Consider the following 22,597-nt stretch of genomic DNA (forward strand, 5'->3'; position numbering starts at 1 on the left):
CCCCACCATGTCAAGGTGGTGCTCTAACCAACTGAGCTATGTGCCTGTCGTGTGGTGCGCATATTAGTGATCGACTGCGCACCTGTAAAGCGTTTTTTTCAAAAAAATCAAAAACTTTGCGAAGTTCATCCGAACCGCCCCGGCGACCTGCGGGCAAGGCTTTTACCGGCCGATCTCGCATGCGGCTCGCCCGCTGGAAGCGACCAAAAGCAAAAAGGGCGATCCTTGCGGATCGCCCTCTTCAGATTTGGTAGGCACAATTGGACTCGAACCAACGACCCCCACCATGTCAAGGTGGTGCTCTAACCAACTGAGCTATGTGCCTGTCGTGTGGGGCGCATTCTACGCGATCCAGATACCCTGTCAACTGTTTTTTTCACGCTAAGCTACTGAATCTTAAACTATTTATAGAAAGGCCGAGGTACAGGGGGGCGTAAAGGATTTTCACCGGACGACTAGCGGGTGTTTATTATTATTGATAGCATCGGTACATTCGTTAAAAATATAAAACACGAGGTTCCTTGAGCATGGCAAACACCCCCTACCCCCAGTCCTACTACGCCGCCTCGGCCAACCCGGTGCCGCCACGTCCGGCGCTGCAGGGTGAGGTGGAAACCGATGTGTGCATCATCGGTGCCGGCTACACCGGCCTGTCCAGCGCCCTGTTCCTGCTGGAGAACGGCTTCAAGGTGAGCATCGTCGAGGCCGCCAAGGTCGGTTTCGGCGCCTCGGGCCGCAACGGTGGCCAGATCGTCAACAGTTATAGCCGCGACATCGATGTCATCGAGCGCACCGTCGGCCCCAAGCAGGCGCAACTGCTCGGTCAGATGGCCTTCGAGGGCGGGCGCATCATCCGTGAGCGCGTGGCCAAGTACGACATCCAGTGCGACCTGAAGGACGGCGGCGTATTTGCAGCGCTGACCAGCAAGCAGATGGGCCACCTGGAATCGCAAAAACGCCTGTGGGAACGCTTCGGCCACAACCAGCTGGAGCTGATGGACCAGAAGCGCATCCGCGAAGTCGTGGCCTGCGACAGCTATATAGGCGGCATGCTCGACATGAGCGGCGGCCATATCCACCCACTGAACCTGGCCCTGGGCGAAGCCGCCGCGGTCGAGTCGCTGGGTGGCATCATCTATGAGCAGACCCCGGCCGTGCGCATCGAGCGTGGCGCCAACCCGGTAGTGCACACCCCGCAAGGCAAGGTGCGCGCCAAATTCATCATCGTCGCCGGCAACGCCTACCTGGGCAACCTGGTACCGGAGCTGGCTGCCAAGTCGATGCCCTGCGGCACCCAGGTGATCACCACCGAGCCGCTGGGCGAGGAACTGGCCCGCACCCTGCTGCCGCAGGACTACTGCGTCGAGGACTGCAACTACCTGCTCGACTACTATCGCCTGACCAGCGACAAGCGCCTGATCTTCGGCGGTGGCGTGGTATACGGTGCGCGTGACCCGGCGAACATCGAGGCGATCATCCGCCCGAAGATGCTCAAGGCCTTCCCGCAGCTCAAGGACGTCAAGATCGACTACGCCTGGACCGGCAACTTCCTGCTGACCCTGTCGCGCCTGCCGCAGGTCGGCCGCATCGGCGACAACATCTACTACTCGCAGGGTTGCTCGGGCCACGGCGTCACCTACACCCACTTGGCGGGCAAGGTGCTGGCCGAAGCCCTGCGCGGCCAGGCCGAGCGTTTCGATGCGTTCGCCGGCCTGCCGCACTACCCGTTCCCGGGCGGCCAGATGCTGCGTGTGCCGTTCAGCGCCATCGGTGCCTGGTACTACAGCCTGCGCGATCGCCTGGGCTTCTGATGTAAAGCCATCGCGGGGCAAGCCCGCTCCCACAAGGCCAATCTTGTGGGAGCGGGCTTGCCCCGCGATCATTTCAGCCTCACCGTCCGAGGCTTGTGACAGCCTGCTTCGCCGCGATCTCCTGCCCCGAACGGGCCAGTTCATCCGCCGCCTGCAGCCAGCGCTGGCGATCCACCTGGGCCGGCAATTGCCGCGGCGATTGCACCAGCACCGCCCAACGCCCTTCCTTGCTCCACGCCGACTCGAAATCGTCGAAAGCCATCAACTGGCGCCGATGCATGCCCGAGCGCAGCAATACCCGCTGCTTGTAGCGGTCATAGCCGATCAACACCGCATAGCGCGGCTCGCTCCACCAGGCCGAACCTTCCTGATAACGCAGCAGCACCGGATAACCGGCCGCCACCTGGGCGAGCAAGGCATCCAGGTGCCTGTCCAGCGGGTAGACGACCCTGCCGTATTCACGGGCAACCCGAGGGATGCCGTCTTCCAGGGACTCGGCGGCGGATGGCAGGCCCAGCGACTTGTCGAGCAGGCCCGGCGTGATCGGCGCGCCCTGCTGCGACAGCACGGCGGCCAGGGCCATCGAGCCACTGTGGTTGGCGTTGCCGCCGTAGAAGGGAACGCTGCTGATCTCGACCCGCTGCGGCAGGCCCTTGAGCGCGGCCGGTGGCGCGCTGGCGCAACCCGACAACGTGGCCGCCACCAGGCAGGCGGCCAACAGGCGACGTGGGCCCAGGGCCCGGGACGTGATGAGTTTTTGCAACATGGACACTCGCATGATCCAGCGCCAGGCAGGCGGTGCCCGGCCATGAGTGCCGATCATAGGGCGCGGGCGGCTTCGGGTATAGCCCGGGGAGCCCTTGGAACGAAACGGCCCGAGCACTAGACCTTCGGTCAATGGAGCGTCACAGGTAACAGGCTAGACTAAAGCAGTGTCTGGATGGCGGGCCTGGCTCGCCAGAGAGAAGGAGGCACACATGAGCCTGACAATGGCGATTCTAATGCTGGTTGGCATGTGGCTGAGCGTCGCAGCCGCCATGCTCTGGGGCGTACTGCGCATCGTGCGCCGGCATGCGCACCCACATCACCTGCCCCCTCAAGCCCTGGTCAAACCACAACCTGTGCGCCGTGCGCGTCGGCATGCCGGGGCGCATTGAACTGAAGCTTTCCTGAAACGCATCGCGGGGCCAGCCCGCCGCCACAAGCTACATGTCTTGTGGCGACGGGCTGGCCCCGCGATGGTTCACGCCAGGTCAGCCCTCGGCAGCCTCACGCTTCAAGCGCGCCCGGCGAGCCATGATGTTGAGGATCTCGATCGCGGTCGAGAACGCCATGGCAGCGTATACGTAGCCTTTCGGCACATGGGCGCCGAAGCCTTCGGCGATCAGGGTCATGCCGATCATGATCAGGAAGCCCAGGGCCAGCATCACCACGGTCGGGTTGTCGTTGATGAACTTGGCCAGCGGGTCGGCGGCCACCAGCATCACGATCACGGCACTGATCACGGCGATGATCATGATCGGCAGGTGCTCGGTCATGCCCACGGCGGTGATGATGCTGTCGATCGAGAAGACGATGTCCAGCAGCAGGATCTGGAAGATCGCCGCGGTGAAGCCGATGGTCACGACGTTGCCGGCCTTGGACTCTTCCTTGGCGCCATGTGGGTCGACACTCTCATGGATCTCCTTGGTCGCCTTCCACAGCAGGAACAGGCCACCGGCAATGAGGATCATGTCCTTCCACGAGAACGTGTGGCCGAACACCTCGACCACAGGCTCGGTCAGCTGGACGATCCAGGCCACGGTGCTGAGCAGCGCCAGGCGCATGACCAGGGCCATGCTGATACCGATGCGCCGCGCCTTGGAACGATAGGCCTCGGGCAGCTTGTTGGTGAGGATGGAGATGAAGATCAGGTTGTCGATGCCGAGCACGACCTCCATGGCCACCAGGGTGGCGAGGGCTACCCAGGCGGTGGGGCTTGCGGCGAGTTCCAGCAAATATTCCATTGGTCAGTCCTGCTCTCAGATGTCCTGGGTGTCTTTCTTGTCGTCTTCGGCCTTGGCTTTCTCGCCATCGCTGCCGATGGCGTCGCTCAAGGCCTGCTGGGCGGCGTCATTGGTCTTGTCGATGGCCTGCTTGGCCGTTTCAGCGGCCTGGTCAAGCATCTGCTGGGCGGATTTCTCGGCCTGGTCGCAGCCAGTCATGGCGAACAGGGCCAGGGCCAGCACCAGCGGTGTGCCAATGGATTTGAGTTGTAGCATGAGGTCCTCGCTTGTCGAATGCCGGGCGGCGCTTCATGCGCCTGATGGGGTGGCATTCTAGTGGGGCTGAAACATCCGGAAAATTCGTATTTTCAGCGTGTATACTTCGGCTTTTCCGAATCGAGGCGAACATGCTCAACTATCGCCAGCTCCACTATTTCTGGGCGGTGGCCAAGACCGGCAGCATCGCCCGCGCCAGCGAACAGCTCAACCTCACCCCGCAGACCATCAGCGGCCAGATCAGCCTGTTCGAGCAGACCTGGAACCTGGAGCTGTTCCAGCGCGTCGGGCGCCAGCTGGAACTGACCGAGACCGGGCGCCAGGCCCTGGTCTACGCCGAGCAGATGTTCCAGATCGGCGGCGAACTGGAGGCCATGCTGCGCGCCGGACCGCAGGAGCAGATCCTGTTTCGCGTGGGCGTGGCCGACGTGGTGCCCAAGTCCATCGTCTACCGCCTGCTGGCACCGACCATGGAGCTGGAGGAAGTACTGCGCATCAATTGCCGCGAGGACAAGCTCGAACGCCTGCTGGCGGACCTGGCGATCCAGCGTCTGGACCTGGTGATTTCCGACAGCCCCATGCCCAGCCACCTGGACATCAAGGGCTACAGCCAGAAGCTGGGCGAGTGCGGCCTGAGCTTCTTCGCCACCCCTGCGTTGGCCGAGCGCCTGAAGCTACCCTTCCCCGCCTGCCTGGACGACGCGCCGCTGTTGATCCCAGGCCAGGAAACCGTGCTGCGCAGCCGCCTGCTGCGCTGGCTGGCCGAGCAGCAGGTGCAACCGCGGATCGTCGGCGAATTCGACGACAGCGCGCTGATGCAGGCCTTCGGCCAGTCGGGCAGCGGCATCTTCGTCGCCCCCAGCGTGATCGCCGAAGAGGTCTGCCGCCAGTACGGCGTGCGCCTGATCGGCCAGACCGAGGCGGTGAACGAATCGTTCTATGCCATTTCGGTGGAGCGCAAGGTCAAGCACCCGGGGATCCTGGCGATCACCGAGGGCGCGCGGCGCGAGCTGTTTCACTGGTAGGCCCGCGCCTACAGGAGCCAGCGCGGTCTGTGGTAAAGTCGCGCGCTTTCACGTAACTGGATTGCGCTGCACATGACCCCCATCCTCCGCCTCATCAACCGCACCGGCCTGGTGACGCAGATCTGCATCGGCCTGGTGGCCGGCATCGCCCTGGCCCTGCTCGCCCCCGACGTGGCCCGCGACCTGGGGTTCCTCGGCAAGGTCTTCGTCAGCGCCCTGAAGGCTGTGGCGCCGATCCTGGTGTTCATCCTGGTGATGGCCTCGATCGCCAACCACCGCCATGGCCAGGAAACCCACATCCGCCCGATCCTCTGGCTGTACCTGCTGGGCACCTTCGCCGCCGCGGTGGTGGCCGTGGTGGCCAGCATGCTGTTTCCCTCGAACCTGGTGCTGAGCACCGGCGAAGCCACGCTGAGCGCCCCCGGCGGCATCACCGAGGTGATGCAGAACCTGTTGCTCAGCGCCGTGGACAACCCGGTCAACGCATTGCTCAACGCCAACTTCATCGGCGTGCTGACCTGGGCCATCGGCCTGGGCGTGGCCCTGCGCCATGCCGGTGACACCACCCGCACCGTGGTCGAGGACCTGTCCAACGGCGTGACCCTGATCGTGCGCATGGTGATCCGCTTTGCCCCGTTGGGCATCTTCGGCCTGGTCAGCGCCACCCTGGCGCAGTCGGGGCTGGATGCACTGCTCGGCTACCTGCACCTGCTGGCCGTGCTGATGGGCTGCATGCTGTTCGTGGCCCTGGTGATGAACCCGTTGATCGTTTACTGGAAGATCCGCCGCAATCCCTACCCACTGACCCTGCTGTGCCTGCGCGAAAGCGGCATTACCGCGTTCTTCACCCGCAGCTCGGCGGCCAACATCCCGGTCAACCTGGCGCTGTCGGAGAAACTTGGCCTGCACGAGGACACCTATTCGGTGTCGATCCCGCTGGGCGCGACCATCAACATGGCGGGCGCTGCAATCACCATCACCGTGCTCACCCTGGCCGCCGTGCACACCCTGGGCATCCCGGTCGACCTGCCGACCGCGGTGCTGCTCAGCGTGGTGGCGGCGGTCTGCGCCTGCGGCGCCTCGGGCGTGGCCGGTGGCTCGCTGCTACTGATCCCGCTGGCCTGCAGCCTGTTCGGCATCCCCAGCGAGATCGCCATGCAGGTGGTGGCGGTCGGCTTCATCATCGGCGTGCTGCAGGATTCGGCCGAGACCGCGCTGAACTCCTCGACCGACGTGCTGTTCACCGCCGCGGCCTGCCAGGCCATGGAGCGGCCCAGCACCTGAAGCCCCAGCCGTGCCAGCTCCCACGCCACATGGGAGCTGGCTTGGCCGGCGACGCCAGCAGTGATTGCTTAAGCCCGGCGCTTTACCTAGGCTAGTGGCCTTTTCCTCGCAATGAGACAGGGCCATGTCAGAACACGAAAGCACCCGCGAAGGCCGTTTCAACAGCATCGAGATCCGCGTGCTCGGCTCACTGATCGAGAAACAGGCCACCAGCCCGGAAACCTACCCCCTGACCCTCAATGCCCTGGTCTTGGCCTGCAACCAGAAGACCAGCCGTGAACCGGTGATGAACCTCTCCCCCGGCCAGGTCGGTCAGGCCCTGCGTGCCCTGGAGAACCAGGAAATGGCCCGGCTGCAGATGGGCAGCCGCGCCGACCGCTGGGAACAGCGAGTGGACAAGGGCCTGGAGCTGGTGCCGGCGCAACTGGTGCTGATGGGCTTGATGTTCCTGCGCGGCCCGCAGACCCTCAGCGAACTGCTGACGCGCAGCAACCGCCTGCATGAGTTCGAGGATGTCGATCAGGTCCAGCACCAGCTCGAGCGCCTGATCTCGCGTGGCCTGGCCTTGCACCTGCCGCGCCAGGCCGGCCAGCGCGAAGACCGCTACACCCACGCCCTGGGCGACCCGGCCGAGATCGAGGCGATTCTCGCTGCCCGCCAGCAGGAAGGCGGCACGCGCGCCAGCGCGGCGGACGAGCGCATCGAGGCGCTGGAAGCACGGGTCGCTGCGCTGGAGGCGCGCCTGGCCCAGCTCGAAGGTTGATTCAGGGCTTTTCCGCGTCGGGGAAGTTACGGCAACTCTTGCGCTCGGCCAGCTCCCGCTCACTGGGGCGCTGGTCGACGAACACGGTGCGGCCGTCGGCGTAGATTTCCAGGTAGCCCCAGTGCAGGTCCCGCTCGGTCTGCCCGGGCTTGGGCGGGACGAGCCACCAGGGTTCGCGGCTGATCAGGGTCATGGCGGGCTCCAGCGAATGTCTGGGGTAACTATAGACAGGCCGGCCAGACGGGGATTATTCCTCAAGGAGCAATTATGAAGTGCCAGGAGCACCGATTCTCCCCGCCAGCCGAACGAACTAATCTCGATCCTGCAAACCAAGCCCACCGACCTTGAGGATTGACCACGATGTCTCGCCCACCACTGCCCCCCTTCACCCGTGAAACCGCCATCGAGAAAGTCCGCCTTGCCGAAGACGGCTGGAACAGCCGCGACGCCGCCAAGGTGGCCCTGGCATACACCACCGACACCCACTGGCGCAATCGCGCCGAGTTCTGCAGCAGCCGCGAAGAGGCCCAGGCCTTCCTCACCCGCAAGTGGAACCGCGAGCTCGAATACCGCCTGATCAAGGAGCTCTGGGCCTTCACCGACAACCGCATCGCCGTGCGCTACGCCTATGAGTACCGCGACGACAGCGGCCAGTGGTACCGCGCCTACGGCAACGAGAACTGGGAGTTCGCCGAGGACGGCCTGATGCGCAATCGCCACGCCAGCATCAACGAACAACCCATCAGCGAAGCCGAGCGCAAGTTCCGCTGGCCACTGGGGCGCCGTCCGGACGATCACCCAGGCCTGAGCGACTTCGGTTTCTGAAGACCGACACCGGATCAGCGGGGCCGCTCGACGGCCTCGTTTCAGGTTTGGGAAACGGACTACGCGGCCTGGGGAAACAGTGAGCGCAGCGCTGTGCCAGACTTTGCGGCGAATCCATTTCAGGACAGCCCGATGACCCTCCTTGATGCCTTTTTACAGCGTCGACGCTATGATGCCTCCCATGTGCGCAAGCGGTTTCGCATTGCGCGGAGGTGTCCAGCGATGGCTGCAAAAGCGAAGAAGGTCTCCGAACGGGACCTCGATACCCTTGAACAACAGATTCCCCAGCACGCCAGCGAGGCTACGCATTCGGCCTACCTGCGTGCCCTGCAGGCCAGCCAGCGCGGCGTGCTGTGTGTCGATGACGGTGAACTGGTGCGCGTCGGTGCCGATGGTGCCCGGACCGTGCTGGGCCAAGCCAGCCCCCGGCGCAAGGTCCGGGTCGGCGAAATAATCAGTGTACGCAGGGTCGATGACCAGACGGCCGGCGGGCGTGCCTAGGCTGCGTGTTTTTGCGGGCCCCAACGGCTCGGGCAAGAGCACCATCAAGGCCAGCCTGCCTGCGGCGCTGACACGCCTTTTCGTCAATGCCGACGAACTCGAGCAAGAGGCAAAGGACAGCGGCTTCGTCGACCTCGCCCCGTTTGGTATTCAGGCCACTCAGGCCGAACTGCTGACGTTCCATCTCGATCATCATCTGATTGCCTCCCGGCAACTGGCCATGCACGCCCGGCAACTGCAACTGCTCGACAACCGGATCGACTACCGTGCAGTGCCAGTGGACTCGTACTTCGCCTCGGTGATCGCCGATTTCATCCGCCAGCGCCTGCTGGAGGCGAAGCAGAGTTTCACCTTCGAAAGCGTCATGTCGCACCCGAGCAAGATCGAATTCATGCGCCTGGCACAAACCCAGGGCTATCGCACCTACCTCTATTTCGTCTCGACCGAAAACCCGCGGCTCAATATCGAGCGGGTCGCCATTCGCGTGCGCGCGGGCGGCCATCCCGTCAGGGACGATCTGGTGCGCAGCCGCTACGAGCGCTCCCTCGACCTGCTCCCGGAGGCCATCGCCGCCAGCCATCGTGCCTATGTGTTCGACAACTCCGGGCAGAGCGCGGTGTGGCTGGCGGAAATCACCGATGGCGTGCAACTGGAGTACCGCAACGAAGAGATACCCGACTGGTTTTTCGAAGCCTACGTGGATGAAGTGGAGCAGCAAGCAGAGACCTAGGGGTCTGTACGAAATGTGTCTGCGCGAAGGCCAGACAAGGCGAAACGGGGGGAGGAAGCGCAGTGTACTGGAGTACATGAGCATTCCGCGCCCCGTTTCAACGCAGTATGAGCGAGTGCAGATACATTTCGTCGAGAGCCTGGCGCAGCGCCGCTGACGCGACGCTGCGCCATTGCCTCAGGACGCCAGGATAAAGTCCGCCGCCGTCACGCTGGTCGCATCCCCCACCCCGACCAGGCGAATGGAGTCTGGCCCACCGAAACTCACCAGCGTATCGGCGCCCACATCGGCAATGCTGACACTGACGGCAAAGGTCGCTGCGGTAATGCTCAGCGCCGTGATATCCAGCCGGTCCTGGCCGCCTGCCGGGGCGGCGTCGAAACCGAACACCTGGTCGGTGCCGAAGCCCGCCGCGAACTGGAAGATGTCGTTGCCGTCGTTGGCGACCAGCGTGTCGTTGCCAGCCCCGCCACTGACGATGTCGTCACCGGCACCGCCATCGACGAAGTCATTGCCGTTGCCACCCTGCACCACATCGTTGCCGCCCCCGCCCAGCACTGTGTCGTCACCATCGCCACCGGCCAGCACATCGATGCCGACGCCACCGTCGAGGTTGTCGTTGCCGGCCCCGGCCTGCAGCGTGTCATTGCCGACACCACCATTGAGCGTGTCGTTACCGTCACCGCCGTCGAGGCTGTCATCGCCACCACCACCGTTGAGGCTGTCCGCGCCAAGGCCACCGATCAACTGGTCGTTGCCGGCATCGCCATTGAGCGTGTCGTTGCCCGCGTTGCCGATGAGGGTGTCGTTGCCGCCGTCGCCGGTGAGCGTGTCATTGCCGACACCGCCGGTGATGACGTTGTTCAGCCCGTTGCCGGTGCCGACGAAATTGCCGACGCCGGTGTAGGTCAGGTTCTCGACGTTGGCACCCAGGCTGTAGCTGGCCAGCGCGGTCAGCACGGTGTCGATGCCACCACCGCCCGCCTCGACCACCACATCCGAGGCTGAGTCGACAATGTAGGTGTCGTTGCCGGCACCGCCCACCATTCGGTCACCACCTGCCCCGCCATCGAGCCGGTCGTTGCCGGCAGCACCCGTGAGGGTGTTGGCCAGTGCGTTGCCGGTGCCGGTAAAGTTGCCGCTACCGGTGTAGGTGAGGTTCTCGACATTGGCGCCCAGTTGGTAGCTGAGCAGGCTGGTCTGCACCAGGTCGGTGCCGCCACCGGCCACCTCGATGACACTGTCGCCGGCAGTGTCGACCACGAAGGTATCGTTGCCGAGGCCGCCGTCCATGGCGTCCGCGCCAAGGCCACCGTTGAGGGTGTCATTGCCGTCCTCGCCGAACAGGAAGTCACCATCATCGCCGCCGTTGAGGATGTCGTTGCCCGCCCCGCCGAACAGCTGGTCGACAGCGCCCAGGCCATTGAGCGTGTCGTTGCCGCCCAGGCCGCGCAGCACATCGTTGCCGGCGCCGCCGGTGAGGGTGTTCGCCGCGTTGGTGCCCACCAGCGTGACGCCGCTCAGCAGGCGCACCGCGGTGGTCGCCGCGGAGGTCACCGTCTCCTGCGCGCCAAAGCCGTCGGTGTAGCGCACGATCACCCGTAGTTGCTGGTTGCCCTGGGCGAAGCCCGGGGTGTAGCTCGCTGCGGTGGCGCCGGCGATGTTGACGAAGTTGCCAGCCACGCCCTGCTGCCACTGGAAGCTGAAGGCTCCCAGCCCGTCGAGGTCGGCGATGCCGGCAGTCGAGGCGGTCAGCAGTTGCCCCTGGTCCGGCGTGGTGTCGCTGATCAGCACCGTGCCGGTCGGCGCGTCGTTGACGTTGGCCACCGGGCCGAGAATGTCGCTGGCGGCGCGCTCGGCCACGCCAAAGGTGTCCACGTAGCCCACCTGCACCCGCACATGCTGGCCAACCTGAGGCTGGCCAAGGGTGAAGGTGCTGGCGGTGGCACCGGCAATATCGACCCAGCCCCCACCGTTGTTCATCTGCCACTGGAAGGTGAACGGCGCGCTGCCGATGCCGTCGGCGTCGACGATGGTCGCCGGGTTGGCGCTCAGCACCTGGTTCTGCACCAGCAGCCCGGCCACGGCGGGCCCGCTGCTGGGCGCGCTGTTGGCCGAGGAGTCGACGATTTCCAAGGTACCCTTGGCGTCCTGGTACACCGCCCGCACCCGGATATTGAGGCCAGCGACATCGTCCGCCACTCGATAGGTGCTGCCAGTCGCCCGCGAGGCTTCGCCGGCGGCGACGACAGTGATGTCCTCATAGACGCCCGTGCCGGGGATGCTCTCGACCTGCCAGTAGTAAGCCACCGGCCCGTTCAGCGCATCGCTCGGGTTGGCCGCGCCCTGGTTGTCGGCATCGTGCACCGCCAGGTTGCTGACCCGCAGCAGCTGCCCGGCCACGGGCGTGTCGTCGCGCAGACCGCTGGCATCGTCGACAATCGCCAGGTGACCGGTCGGGCCGTTGTTGACGGCGCTGCCCACGCCCGAGGCCTGGGCACCGTCGGCAAACTGCAGGCGCTCGATACCGGTCAGGCGATCGACGCCGTCGCGTCCGACCACCGTGTCGGTGACGATCACCGTGTTGCCCTCGACGACAATGCGGTAGTCGGTGGCGATGCCGGAGAACAGCGCGGTGTCGTACTGGTCGGTACCGCTGAGGATCTCCCGCACGATCACCAGCTGTCCGGGGTTGTAGGTGCCCTTGAGCATCAGCGGCACCATCGGCTCCATGCTGTCGAACGAGGCGATTTCTGCCCCGCTGCCGTCGTTGTTGGCGCGCACGCTGATGCGCACGTTCAGCCACTTGTCGCCATCGAGGATGTCGTCGCCGCCACGCCCTTCGATCAGGTCGCTGCCACTGCCGCCGAGGATGATGTTGCCGCCATCGTAGAAGGTCGCGCCGGCGGGCAGCAGCCCGGCAAGGCCGTTGATCAGGCTGATGTTGGTGAGCACGCTACCGGTGGCCCCGGCAGTCGGCAGCGAGGTGGCGTCCTCGTTGTCGCCGCGCAGGAAGTCGCCATGCGCCGAGCCCGACAGGCCTTCCAGGATGTCGAAGCGCACCAGCGCCGAAGCCCCCGAGCCCGGAACCGGCGGCACATCGAAGAAGCGGTCGCTGTAGTCGATGCTCACGCCTTGAGCCAGGCCCTTGAAGGTTGCCCAGTCATAGCCCGAGCCGCCGATATAGCGATCGCCAAAGCCGAGGCTGCCGACCATGATGTCGTCGCCGCCCTCGCCGTTGAACTTGTCGTTCTCGTTGCCGCCGACGAACACGTCGTTGCCGATCACCGGATCGTTGCCGAGCGGGTCGAAGTTGTCGCCGGGGGCGCCGTCCGAGGTGCCCTTCTCGATCCAGTCGTCGCCCTCGTTGCCCATGTCCTGCTCGTTGGCCTTGCTGCCGAGGATAAAGTCGTTGCCCTGGCCACCGATGGCTTCGGAGGCATCCTCGCCGGTGACGATGAAGTCGTTGCCGAAGCCGCCGATGATCAGGTTGACGCCATTGCCGCCATGCAGCACATCGTTGCCGTCGCCGCCCTGGATGTTATCGTCACCGCCCATGTCGCTGATGATGTCGTCGCCAGCGCCACCGCGCAGCTGGTCGTTGCCGTAGCCCCCTTCGATACGGTCGTTGCCGCCATCACCCCAGACCGTGTCATCGCCTTCGCTGGAGACGAGGATGTCGTCGCCCTGGGTGCCGCCCAGCACAATGTGCTGGTCACCGGCATAGCGGATGTAGTTGCTGTCGGGGCCATCGGTCAGCGGGCTGTCGCGGAACACCACCTGCTGGCCGTTTTCCCCCAGCGGGTCGGCGTTGCCCAGGCCATCGTTGTACTGCTTGCCGCGGTCCAGCTCCAGGTAGAACCCGGGGTCGGAGAACACCAGCCCCGGCAGGTGGGTGGCCGAGGTGTTGGCCATGATCAGCTTGGCGAACGAGTTGCTCTCAAGCTCCGCGTTCATCGACAAGCCGGCGGTGCGCTCCAGGTAGTAGAAGCGGTCGCCATCCTGCAGTTTCTCCAGCTGGTTCTCGAACACGAAGTTGAAGGTGCTGCCGAGCATGCCGCCGAACGGCGTCTTGGCCTCGGCCAGGCCGCCGATCCACAGGTCGATGGCATCGACGCCGGTCACCGTCACACCCTTGAGGTCATCGGCGGTGCCCATCACCCCATCCTTGCCCGCCAGGGTCACGTTGGCCCAGGTACCGCTGCCGTTGAGGAAGTCCAGGCGGTCGCTCGGCGCGCCGGGGCCGCCGAGCACCAGGGCCAGCGCCGCGGCACGCTTGTCGTCCAGGGTATGGGCCGAAGTGATGCTGCCGTGGGTGCCATAGGCCGCGATGAAGTTGATCAGCGATTCCGGATGCTTCAAGTGCTGCACCAGGTCGACCCAGCTGGTATAGGGTTTGAGCTGGGTGTCGCCGGTCTGCCCGAAGATGTCGCGGCGCACCGCGTTGAGCGAGGGGATGCCGACATCGCGGCCCCGGGCGATGTTGATCGCCGGCAGGTCCAGTGGCAGGCCGAGCAGGTTGTTGCGTAGCGCCTCGGTGACGAACTCGTCGATCTCGTTGCCGGCCTGGCGGGTCACCCCACGTACGATGGCGCTGGTCGCCTCCTCCGGTGTCACGCCGCTGGCGGCATACGCCAACGGGTTGAGGAACGCCGCGATCAGGCCCATCTGCTGCTCGGGGTTGGCGCTTGCCGGGTCACCGATGACCTTGAAGTCGATGTCGAAACGGTCGACGGTTTCGGTCAGCATCGAGTGACCGAAGCGGTACACGGTGTGCGCGAACTCGGCGACGATCGAGGCATCGAGGTCGACGTCGTAGACCTGGGTCGGGGCGAAGAACAGGTCGACGCGCGGCTGGATGGTGCGGGCGAACTCCTCGAACACCAGGTGCTGGTACTGCATCTCGGTGCCGAACTTGGCCGCCTGGAACAACCGCTCGCCGTTCCACACCAGCGCATCGATCTCGGCCTGGTTGACGGGCAAGGCACTGACCGGAGTTAGCAGCCACTCGTTGAGGAAGGCCAGGTCGCCCGAGTCGAGCACGGTGTCCTGGGTCTGCGCCACCAGCCGGTTGTGCTCGGCGTGGAAGATCGCATGCACGGCGGTCAGACCGATGTTCTCGTTGACCCGGCCATCGCCGGCGATGTAGTGCGCGTCCAGCAGTTCGTTGTCGTAGGCCAGGTTGGCGCCGGTATGCGGGTTGACCGGGACGGCGTTGCCGGTGGCAGCGTCGGCGTCCGGGGCCAGCACTCCACCGGTGAACACTGGCACGGCATTGTGGGCGATATCGGCAAGGAACTGGTGGCCGGTGCGCACGGCGTTGGTCAGGTCGATCGGCGCCAGCGGGTTGCCTTCGACCAGCACGTCGTCAGCAGTGCCGCCCAGGCCGTCGGCGCCCTTCATCACCACCATCGGATAGCCATGCGGCCCTTTGATGAAGTTGCCATAGGCGTCGGTGGCCAACAGCGGCACATTGTCGACGTCGGCGTCGGTCAGGCGGAGGCCGAGAACATCGTTGGCCTGGGCCTTGACCACCTTCCAGGTGGCCATGCCACCGATCTCGCTGTCGTCGCCGGTACCGAACTTGCCGTCGGCGCCCAGGTCACGATTGGTGATCAGCCGGCCGGTGGCGATGGGGCCACTGGCGGTGGGCTGGTAGCCGCGCAGGAACACCTGGTGCGAGGGGTGCGAGCTGTAGGTCTGGTTCTGGTCCACGAACGGCGTGGTGGTGTTGCTGTGCTCATGGATGTCATCGGCGTTGCCGAGGATGCCGTCCGGCCCTGGCAGGTTGGTGGCTCGGGTCAGCACCATGAAGTTGGCGGCGCCGCCTGGCACGTACAACGGATCGTCCGGCTGCAGGGGGATGAAGATGGTCCCTGAACCGCCCTTGGTGACCAGGTCCAGGCCATGGTCGAAGAACTGGCCGAAGAAGGTCATCCAGGCGTTGAACGGCGCCGACAGCCCGGCATCCGCCGAGGTGTTCTCGAACAGGAAGACATCATGGTCGTCGCTGGTGCCGAACTGGCCGTCCATGCCCGGGCTGGCGACCACCCGCACACCGTCCTTGAGCTGGTCGTCGTTGCCGGGGGTGCCGAAGTCCAGCACGCCGTTGGCGCCGGGGTCGTAGGCGCTGGCGTAGGCCGCCGGGTTGTTCGAGGTCTGGTCGACGATCAGGTTGCTGATAGTGCGTGGCTGCGAGTCGAACACGTAGCCGCTGGTCTGCTGGTAGGACGAGCCGGGAATGGCCGGCGAACCCGGACCGAAGAACCCGGCGGGCGCGCCCTCGGCAGCGTTGAACACAGGGTCGGTCAGGCGCGGGAAGACATGGTCGGCGGCGCCGTAGCCGGTGTGGTCGTGGCCATTGAGGTTCATCAGGTTGTTGTTCGAGCCGTCGACCGCACGCAGGCCCAGGGGCGCGCGAATGTTGGGGATCAACGAGAGGATGTCCTGCCCGGCGGCGTCCGCCTCGGCGATCTTGATCTGGGCCAGGATGAAGTTGAGGTCGGAGCGGACCATGTGCAGGCCATCGCCCCCCGCGCTGGCATCGACCACCGGCGTCGGCGTGGTCGGCACCACGGGAGCGCCGGCCTCGACCACGCTGGTGGGCGCGCTGAACAGCACTTCGGTGGTGCCATGGCCGTCCTGGTAGATCGCCTTGACCCGCAGCGACAGCCCGGCCAGGTCCGGCGACACCTTGAACGCGGTGCCATCGGCGCTCTGGAACGCCAGGTCGCCGGCCGGCAGCAGGATGATGTCCTGGAACACGCCGCTGCCGGGATCGGCCTCGAATTGCCAGTAGTAGGACACCGAGGCATTGGCCAGGGTACCCAGCGGGTTGCCCGCCGTGACATTGTCGCCATCACGCACGCCAGCCATGCTCACGCTGAGGATATCGCCGACGGTGATCGCACCACCGTTGCCGTCGCTGAGGCTCGGGCTGCCGGTCGGCTGCGCGTTCAGCCCCGGCACCAGCACGCGCTGGGCATCGGCGAACTGCAGGCGCTCGATATGCAACAGGGTATCGGTGCCGTCTCGCCCGGCCACGGTGTCGGCCACGGTCCACACATCATCTGCCAGGTCGGCGGTGCCACGGGTGTCCTGGGTCACCACATACTCCGCCTGCACCCCGGAGAAGATCGCGGTGTCGAAGGCGGCGCCGCCGGTCGAGGTGCCGGGCAGGATCTCGCGGATGGCCTTGAGCTGGCCCGGGTTGTAGGTGCGATCGAGCATGAACGGGATCATCTCGACCATGCTGTCGAAGCTGGCGATCTCGGGGCCGGTGTGGTTGACGTCGCCCGGGGCATACACCGCGATGCGCACGTTGAGCCACTTGTCACCATCGATCAGGTCGTCGCCGCCACGGCCTTCGATCAGGTCGCTGCCATTGCCGCCCAGCAGAATGTTGCCGGTGGCGAAGCCGGTAGTCGGCAGCCCGGCGTCGGCGAGGAACTGCGCCAACCCACGGATCAGCGCAACATTGCTCAGGGCGCTGCCCGTCGCGCCGCCATGGTTGAGGATGGTCACCGCATCGACGTCATCGCCCTTGAGCACGTCGGCGAAGCGCGAACCGGACAGGCCCTCGACCTCGGCGAAGCGGTCGAGGATCGACGCTGGCGAGGCGCCGACCGGGTTGAACACCCCGGCGTTCTGGTTCGGCGCATTGCCATGGGGCTGCGCCAGCGCGGCCAGGCCCAGGTCGGCGGTGACGCCGACCTGGTCGTTCTTGTAGGTGACCCAGTCGAAGCCGGACATGCCGTCCATCTTGTCCTGGGCATCGCTGCCGACGAAGATGTCGTCACCGCCCTCGCCGATCATTTCATCGAAGCCGCCGCCACCGACGAAGATGTCGTTGCCCACCACTTCATCGGTGAGCAGCGGCGCGAAGTTGTCGCCCGGCGCGCCGTCCTGGGTACCCTTCTCGATCCAGTCGTCGCCCTCGTTGCCGGTGGGCGGCAGGTTGGTCTTGGCACCAAGGATGAAGTCGTCGCCCTGGCCGCCGAAGGTGGTGCTGATGTCTTCGGTGGTGATGATGAAGTCCTGGCCATCGCCCCCCAGGATCAGGTTGCCGGCGGCGAGCATGCTGCCGGCCACGATCACGTCGTTGCCAGCGTTGCCCTCCAGGCGGTTGTCGCCGAACGCATCGGTGATGATGTCGTCGCCTGCGCCACCGAGCACGGCATCGTTGCCGGCGCCACCTTCGAGGTAGTCGTTGCCGCCGTCGCCATACAGCGTGTCATCGCCTTCGCCGGAGATGATGATGTCGTCGCCCGCAGTGCCGCCGAGCACCACATGGTCCTCGCCGGTGTAGTGCAGGTAGTTGCCATCCGGCCCCACGGTGTCGGGGTTGTCCCGGATCACCAGCGGCACGATCTCCACGCCGTTGATCTGCAGGCCGCCGGTAGGGTCGGCGCGACCGTCGCCGCCCAGCCCGGTGAACTGGTTGGCCTGGTTGACCTCGAGGGTGAAGGTCGGCGTCAGGAACACGGTATTGGACAGGTGGGTGACATCCGAGTTGGCCATGATCAGCTTGGCGAACGAGTTGTTTTCCAGCTCCGCGCCGAAGTTCAGCCCGGCGGTGCGCGACAGGTAATAGAAGCGGTCGCCGTTCTGCAGGGCCTCCAGCTGGGTCTCGAAGACGAAGTTGAAGGACGAGCCGAGCATGCCGCCGAAAGGCATCTTCTGTTCGGCCAGGCCGCCGACCCAGAAGTCGATGGCGTCGACCCCGGTCACCGTCACCCCGGTCAGGTCGTCCGCGGTGCCCAGCACGCCGTCCTTGCCGGCCTTGGTCACGTTGGCCCAGGCACCGGTACCGTTGAGGAAGTCCAGGCGGTCGGAGGGCGCGGCGCTGCCGCCCAGCACCAGGGCCAGCGCTGCGGCGCGCTTGTCGGCCAGGGTGGTCGCCGAGGTGATCGAGGCGTGAGTGCCATAGGCGGCGATGAAGTTGACCAGCGACGCCGGGTGCTTGAGGTGATCGGCGAAGTCGGCCCAGCTGATGTAGGGCTTGAGCTGGCTGTCGCCGGTCATCGCGTAGAACTCGCGCCGCGCCTCGTTGAGCGAGGGGATGCCGGTATCACGGCCACGCGCCAGGTTCAGTGCCGGTAGGTCCAGGGGCAGGCCGAGCAGGTTGTTGCGCAGCGCCTCGGTGACGAACTCGTCGATCTCGTTGCCGAGCTGGCGGGTCACGCCACGGATGATCGCCCCGGCCGCTTCATCAGCGGTGGCACCACTGCCGGCGAAGGCCAGCGGGTTGAGGAAGGCGGCGATCAGGCCCAGTTGCTGGTCCGGATTGTCCGGGTCGCTGAGAATCGGGTTGAACGCCGGGTCGAAGCGGTCGACGGTCTCGGTCAGCATCGAGTGGCCGAAGCGGTACACCACATGGGCGAACTCGGCGAGGATCGCCGGGTTGATCGAGGTGTCGTAGCCGTTAGGCGCGAGGAACTCGTCGATCTGCGGCTGGATGGTACGGGCGAACTCCTCGAACACCAGGTGCTGGTACTGCATCTCGGTACCGAACTTGGCGGCCTGGAACAGGCGCTCGCCGTTCCACACCAGCGCGGCCACCTCGGCGGGCGTGGCGGGCAGTGCGACCACGTCGATGGCCAGCCACTCGTTGAGAAACGCCAGGTCGCCGGAGGCAAGCACAGTGTCCTTGGTCTGCTGGACCAGGCGGTTGTGCTCGGAGTGGAACACGTGGTGCACGGCGGTCAGGCCGATGTTCTCGTTGACCCGGCCATCACCGGCGATGTAGTGGGCGTCAAGCAGCTCGTTGTCGTAGCTCAGGTTGTTCCCGCCCGGGCCCATGGGCTGGGCATTGCCCACGGCACTGTCGGCATCGGCCTGCAACACCCCGCCGACCAGCACCGGCTCGGCATTGTGGGCTATGTCGTCGAGGAAGCCGTGGCCGGTGCTCACGGCATTGGCAAGGCTGATAGGCGCGGCGCGGTTGCCTTCGACCAGCTGGGTGACGTCGTCGGCGGTCCCGGCAATGCCGTCGGCACCATTGCCCACGCGGATCACCACCTGCGGCATGCCGTTGGGCCCGCGCAGGAAGTTGCCGTAGGCGTCGGTGGCCAGCAGCGGCACCCGGTGCACGTCGGCGTCGGTCAGGTTGATGCCGAGGATGTCGCGGGTCTGGGCCTTGACCACGGCCCAGGTAGCCATGCCGCCGTTCTCGCCGTTGCCATCGTCGCTGGTGCCGAACTTGCCATCGGCGCCCAGGTCACGATTGGTAATCAAACGCCCGGTCGCCACCGGGTGGCCGCTCGCGTCGAGGGCGTACTCGCGCAGGAACACCTGGTGCGAGGGGTGCGAACTGTAGGTCTGGCTCTGGTCGACAAAGGGCGAGGTGGTGTTGGGCTGGCCATCGTCGGCGGTACCGAGCACGCCATCGGCACCGGCCGTGCGCACGGCGCGCGGTAGCACCATGAAGTTGGTCGGGCTGTTGGCCACGTACAGCGGGTCGTCCGGTTGCAGCGGGATGAACACCATCTGGCTGCTGCTCTTGGTGACCAGGTCCAGGCCGTGGTCGAAGAACTGGCCGAAGAAGGTCATCCAGGCGTTGAAGCCGGCGGTCAGGCCAGCATCCGGCGACTGGTTGGGGATGAAGAACACTTCTTTGTCGTCCGCGGTGCCGAACACCCCGTCGATGCCGGGGCTGAGCACCGGGGCGGCGCCGCCGTTGGCATCGACCGCGGCCGGGTTGTTGGCGGTCTGGTCAACGATCAGGTTGCTGATGGTACGCGGCTGGCTGTCGCTCACCGTGCCGGTGCCGGCATAGGCCGCCCGGTACTGGGCATCCATCAGGCGCAGGAAGGCGTTGTCGGCGGCGCCGAACTCGCTTTGCCCGGCCACCAGGTTGTTGTAGCTGCCGTCGACGGTGCGCAGGCCGAACGGCACCTGGCTGTTGGGCAGCAGGTCGATGAGGCTGGCGCCGTTGGCATGGGCCTCGGCGATGAAGATCTGCTGGAGGATGAATTGCAGGTCGGACTTGCTGAAATTGGCCATGTTGGCTGACCTCGATCTGTCGGGCGGCGGGCAGGCGCAGGCGCTCGCCACGCCCGGTCATTGGCGTGCACGGTTATGCGGTTCGATTGTTAGTGGCGAACACGGGCGCAGCCCGCCGAGCAGGATACGAACCTGGAATTCGCGGGGTTCAGGGCTCGCCGACGATCAGGCGCGGCGCTCCCGGACCCTGGGGGGGCCATGGTTTCGCGAGTGGGAGGGGAACGTCCTGTAGAGCCCATTCACTCGGTACAAGAACAGGAAACGAGTCATGTTCTGCTCCTACAGGAATGTCGACGGAGGATTCGCGGAGGGGTCGGGGCGACAGCAGGCCTGCGGCGAAAGTTCCCACGAACTGATTAAGACTAAAGTTGCGCTGTAAAATCTTGTCAATATTTCGTCAGCAAAAAAATCTTGTCACCGATAATGGTTATCAACCCACTGTTTTTAATAGGAACTTGAAGGAATCCATAGAGCAAAAAGATATTACAAGATGTTTCCGTGGCACCTACTCTGCTGCTTGTGGGCTGCTTGCACTGTATTCGGAAAACGCGCCAAAAGAGCGACCAACCTTTCTGCAAACCAGCAACCACGAGGCTTCTAGCCCGCCCGCCGCAACGGCGAGCGGCTTTTGCGCAGAGGGAGGCTCCCCCCGATGACCAGGCATCCAGGTACCCGCTCCGAGCTGGCCGAGGCACTGTTTCATTTGCGACGCAGTTTCTATGCCCTGGCGGTGTTCAGTGGGGTGATAAACGTCATGATGTTGACACCTGCGGTGTACATGCTGCAGGTGTACGACCGCGCGTTGGTCAGCCGCAACCTCACCACCCTGGGCATGCTGACGGTGCTGGTGACGGGCCTGTTCCTGCTGATGACCGCCCTGGAGCTGCTGCGCAGCCGGGTACTGGTGCGGGTTGGCAACCGCCTGGACATGGCGCTGAACCGGCGCCTGTTCAGCGCCGCCTTCGAGCGCAACCTCAGCCGCGCCGGTGGCAGCCCCGGCCAGGCCCTGCAGGACCTGGCACAGGTACGCCAGTTCCTCACCGGCAATGGCCTGTTCGCCTTCTTCGACGCCCCCTGGACGCCGATCTACCTGCTGGTCGCCTACCTGATCCATCCGTTGCTGGGGCTGGTCACGCTGATTGGCTCGCTGATCCTCGCGGCCCTGGCCTGGCTCACCGAGAAAGCCACCAAGCAGCCGCTGTCCGAAGCCAACCACGCCGCCCTCGCCTGCGCCCACTACGCCAACAACAACCTGCGCAATGCCGAAGTGATCGAGGCCATGGGCATGCTGCCGTCGATCAGCCAGCGCTGGTTCCAGAGCCACCTGCGCATCCTGCAGATGCAGACCCTGGCCTCCGACCGCGCCGCGGTCATCGGCAGCATCGGGCGCTTCGTGCGCATCACCTTGCAGTCGTTGATCCTCGGCACCGGCGCCCTGCTGGCCATCGAAGGCAAGATCACCCCCGGCATGATGATCGCCTGCTCGATCCTCACCGGCCGTGCGCTGGGGCCGGTGGAACAGGTGATCGCCGCGTGGAAACCGCTGCTCGGCTGCCGTCTGGCCTGGAGCCGCCTCAACGGCCTGCTGCAAGACTACCCGCAGCGCCCGCCGAGCATGTCACTGCAACGGCCCGTGGGCATGCTCGCCGTGGAAAACGTCTACGCAGGGGCGCCCGGCACCAGCAACACCATCCTGCGCGGAGTCAGCCTGAGCCTGTTGCCGGGCGAAAGCCTCGGCGTCATCGGCCCCTCGGCCTCAGGCAAGTCGACCCTGGCCCGGCTGCTGGTCGGGGTATGGCCGGCCCAGGCCGGCAAGGTGCGCCTGGACGGCGCCGACATCTTCACCTGGAACAAGCGCGAACTGGGCCCCTGGCTCGGCTACCTGCCCCAGGACGTGGAACTGTTCGAAGGCAGCATCGCCGACAACATCGCCCGCTTTGGCGAGGTGGACAGCGACGCGGTCATCCGCGCCGCCAGGAGCGCCGGCGTGCACGACATGATCCTGCGCTTCGCGCAGGGCTACGACACCCGCCTGGACAGCGACGGCAGCCCGCTGTCCGGTGGCCAGAAGCAGCGCATCGCCCTGGCCCGCGCCTTGTACGGCGATCCCAACCTGATCGTGCTGGATGAACCGAACGCCAACCTTGACGACGTCGGCGAAAAAGCCCTGGTCGACGCCCTGGCCGAGCTCAAGGGCCGCGGCGCCACCGTGGTGCTGATCTCGCACCGCCCCAACGTGCTCTGCGCCGTCGACAAGGTACTGATGCTGCGCGATGGCGGCGTGCAGATGTTCGGCAGCCGCGACGAAGTGTTCGCCGCCCTGCGCACGGCCAGCGTGATCCCCGCTGGCACCGCGACCCCACTGGCCGCCGTCAAGGCAAGGGAGTGACCGA

At 65.5% G+C, this 22,597-nt stretch carries 14 protein-coding genes and 1 tRNA gene; 9 read left to right on the top strand and 6 right to left on the bottom strand.

Annotation, left to right across the window (positions count from 1 at the left end; all coding sequences use genetic code 11):
• Positions 1-248 precede the first annotated feature (248 nt).
• Positions 249-325 (bottom strand) — tRNA-Val (locus ACODS9_RS18530).
• Positions 326-527: 202 nt separating this feature from the next.
• On the opposite strand from ACODS9_RS18530, the gene ACODS9_RS18535 reads away from it, so the two are divergent.
• Positions 528-1,811: an NAD(P)/FAD-dependent oxidoreductase gene (locus ACODS9_RS18535; protein WP_046856227.1), complete on the top strand. Its 1,284-nt coding sequence runs from the start codon at positions 528-530 to the stop codon at positions 1,809-1,811.
• A gap of 79 nt (positions 1,812-1,890) precedes the next feature.
• On the opposite strand, the gene ACODS9_RS18540 is transcribed toward ACODS9_RS18535, so the two are convergent.
• Positions 1,891-2,634 carry a peptidase C39 family protein gene (locus tag ACODS9_RS18540; RefSeq protein ID WP_489094455.1) on the bottom strand — a complete coding sequence of 248 codons (744 nt, stop codon included), beginning with the start codon at positions 2,632-2,634 and terminating at the stop codon, positions 1,891-1,893.
• A gap of 154 nt (positions 2,635-2,788) precedes the next feature.
• Here ACODS9_RS18540 and ACODS9_RS18545 point away from each other — a divergent pair, with 154 nt between their 5' ends.
• Positions 2,789-2,968 (top strand): hypothetical protein, encoded by a 180-nt coding sequence (locus ACODS9_RS18545; RefSeq protein ID WP_081941225.1) that lies wholly within the window; start codon positions 2,789-2,791, stop codon positions 2,966-2,968.
• 96 nt (positions 2,969-3,064) lie between these two features.
• Here the strand turns inward: ACODS9_RS18545 and ACODS9_RS18550 are convergent, their stop codons facing one another.
• Complete coding sequence (locus ACODS9_RS18550; protein ID WP_046856229.1) at positions 3,065-3,817, bottom strand: TerC family protein; 753 nt, start codon at positions 3,815-3,817, stop codon at positions 3,065-3,067.
• Positions 3,818-3,832: 15 nt separating this feature from the next.
• Positions 3,833-4,072 carry a hypothetical protein gene (locus ACODS9_RS18555; protein WP_489094456.1) on the bottom strand — a complete coding sequence of 80 codons (240 nt, stop codon included), beginning with the start codon at positions 4,070-4,072 and terminating at the stop codon, positions 3,833-3,835.
• A 131-nt stretch (positions 4,073-4,203) separates the two neighbouring features.
• Between ACODS9_RS18555 and nhaR the strand changes: the two genes are divergently transcribed.
• From nhaR to ACODS9_RS18570, 3 genes are all read left to right on the top strand, one after another.
• A complete protein-coding gene (gene nhaR / locus ACODS9_RS18560; RefSeq protein ID WP_489094457.1) occupies positions 4,204-5,097 on the top strand; it encodes a transcriptional activator NhaR in 894 nt (297 codons plus the stop codon).
• 72 nt (positions 5,098-5,169) lie between these two features.
• Positions 5,170-6,381, top strand: a complete 1,212-nt coding sequence (sstT, locus tag ACODS9_RS18565; protein ID WP_046856232.1) for a serine/threonine transporter SstT — start codon at positions 5,170-5,172, stop codon at positions 6,379-6,381.
• Positions 6,382-6,505: 124 nt separating this feature from the next.
• Entirely contained in the window at positions 6,506-7,144 is a 639-nt protein-coding gene (locus ACODS9_RS18570) for a YceH family protein (RefSeq protein ID WP_401105943.1), read from the top strand.
• 1 nt (position 7,145) lies between these two features.
• Here ACODS9_RS18570 and ACODS9_RS18575 read toward each other — a convergent pair whose 3' ends face one another.
• The gene (locus tag ACODS9_RS18575) at positions 7,146-7,337 is read right to left on the bottom strand and encodes a hypothetical protein (protein WP_046856234.1); all 192 of its coding nucleotides are present in this window, start codon (positions 7,335-7,337) and stop codon (positions 7,146-7,148) included.
• A gap of 167 nt (positions 7,338-7,504) precedes the next feature.
• On the opposite strand from ACODS9_RS18575, the gene ACODS9_RS18580 reads away from it, so the two are divergent.
• The 3 genes from ACODS9_RS18580 (at position 7,505) to ACODS9_RS18590 (ending at position 9,200) form a co-directional block, all read left to right on the top strand.
• Positions 7,505-7,969 (top strand): nuclear transport factor 2 family protein, encoded by a 465-nt coding sequence (locus ACODS9_RS18580; RefSeq protein WP_046856235.1) that lies wholly within the window; start codon positions 7,505-7,507, stop codon positions 7,967-7,969.
• A 222-nt stretch (positions 7,970-8,191) separates the two neighbouring features.
• Positions 8,192-8,470, top strand: a complete 279-nt coding sequence (locus ACODS9_RS18585; RefSeq protein WP_401105940.1) for a hypothetical protein — start codon at positions 8,192-8,194, stop codon at positions 8,468-8,470.
• On the top strand, positions 8,442-9,200 hold the full coding sequence (locus ACODS9_RS18590; protein WP_489094458.1) for an ATPase: 759 nt from the start codon (positions 8,442-8,444) through the stop codon (positions 9,198-9,200). Before ACODS9_RS18585 ends, ACODS9_RS18590 begins: the two co-directional genes overlap by 29 nt.
• Positions 9,201-9,377: 177 nt before the next feature.
• On the opposite strand, the gene ACODS9_RS18595 is transcribed toward ACODS9_RS18590, so the two are convergent.
• A complete protein-coding gene (locus ACODS9_RS18595; RefSeq protein WP_489094459.1) occupies positions 9,378-20,204 on the bottom strand; it encodes a peroxidase family protein in 10,827 nt (3,608 codons plus the stop codon).
• Positions 20,205-20,856: 652 nt separating this feature from the next.
• Here ACODS9_RS18595 and ACODS9_RS18600 point away from each other — a divergent pair.
• On the top strand, positions 20,857-22,593 hold the full coding sequence (locus tag ACODS9_RS18600; protein ID WP_489094460.1) for a type I secretion system permease/ATPase: 1,737 nt from the start codon (positions 20,857-20,859) through the stop codon (positions 22,591-22,593).
• Positions 22,594-22,597: the final 4 nt, after the last annotated feature.

This window comes from Pseudomonas sp. FG36 (genome assembly GCF_057809275.1).

Bases quoted from the DNA above. Each gene is read 5' to 3' on its own strand.
- ACODS9_RS18600 (WP_489094460.1), top strand. From the start codon at position 20,857: ATGACCAGGCATCCAGGTACCCGCTCCGAGCTGGCCGAGGCACTGTTT.
- ACODS9_RS18595 (WP_489094459.1), bottom strand. From the start codon at position 20,204: ATGGCCAATTTCAGCAAGTCCGACCTGCAATTCATCCTCCAGCAGATC.
- nhaR (WP_489094457.1), top strand. From the start codon at position 4,204: ATGCTCAACTATCGCCAGCTCCACTATTTCTGGGCGGTGGCCAAGACC.
- ACODS9_RS18535 (WP_046856227.1), top strand. From the start codon at position 528: ATGGCAAACACCCCCTACCCCCAGTCCTACTACGCCGCCTCGGCCAAC.
- sstT (WP_046856232.1), top strand. From the start codon at position 5,170: ATGACCCCCATCCTCCGCCTCATCAACCGCACCGGCCTGGTGACGCAG.
- ACODS9_RS18575 (WP_046856234.1), bottom strand. From the start codon at position 7,337: ATGACCCTGATCAGCCGCGAACCCTGGTGGCTCGTCCCGCCCAAGCCC.
- ACODS9_RS18545 (WP_081941225.1), top strand. From the start codon at position 2,789: ATGAGCCTGACAATGGCGATTCTAATGCTGGTTGGCATGTGGCTGAGC.
- ACODS9_RS18540 (WP_489094455.1), bottom strand. From the start codon at position 2,634: ATGATCGGCACTCATGGCCGGGCACCGCCTGCCTGGCGCTGGATCATG.
- ACODS9_RS18550 (WP_046856229.1), bottom strand. From the start codon at position 3,817: ATGGAATATTTGCTGGAACTCGCCGCAAGCCCCACCGCCTGGGTAGCC.
- ACODS9_RS18555 (WP_489094456.1), bottom strand. From the start codon at position 4,072: ATGCTACAACTCAAATCCATTGGCACACCGCTGGTGCTGGCCCTGGCC.
- ACODS9_RS18590 (WP_489094458.1), top strand. From the start codon at position 8,442: ATGACCAGACGGCCGGCGGGCGTGCCTAGGCTGCGTGTTTTTGCGGGC.
- ACODS9_RS18580 (WP_046856235.1), top strand. From the start codon at position 7,505: ATGTCTCGCCCACCACTGCCCCCCTTCACCCGTGAAACCGCCATCGAG.
- ACODS9_RS18585 (WP_401105940.1), top strand. From the start codon at position 8,192: ATGGCTGCAAAAGCGAAGAAGGTCTCCGAACGGGACCTCGATACCCTT.
- ACODS9_RS18570 (WP_401105943.1), top strand. From the start codon at position 6,506: ATGTCAGAACACGAAAGCACCCGCGAAGGCCGTTTCAACAGCATCGAG.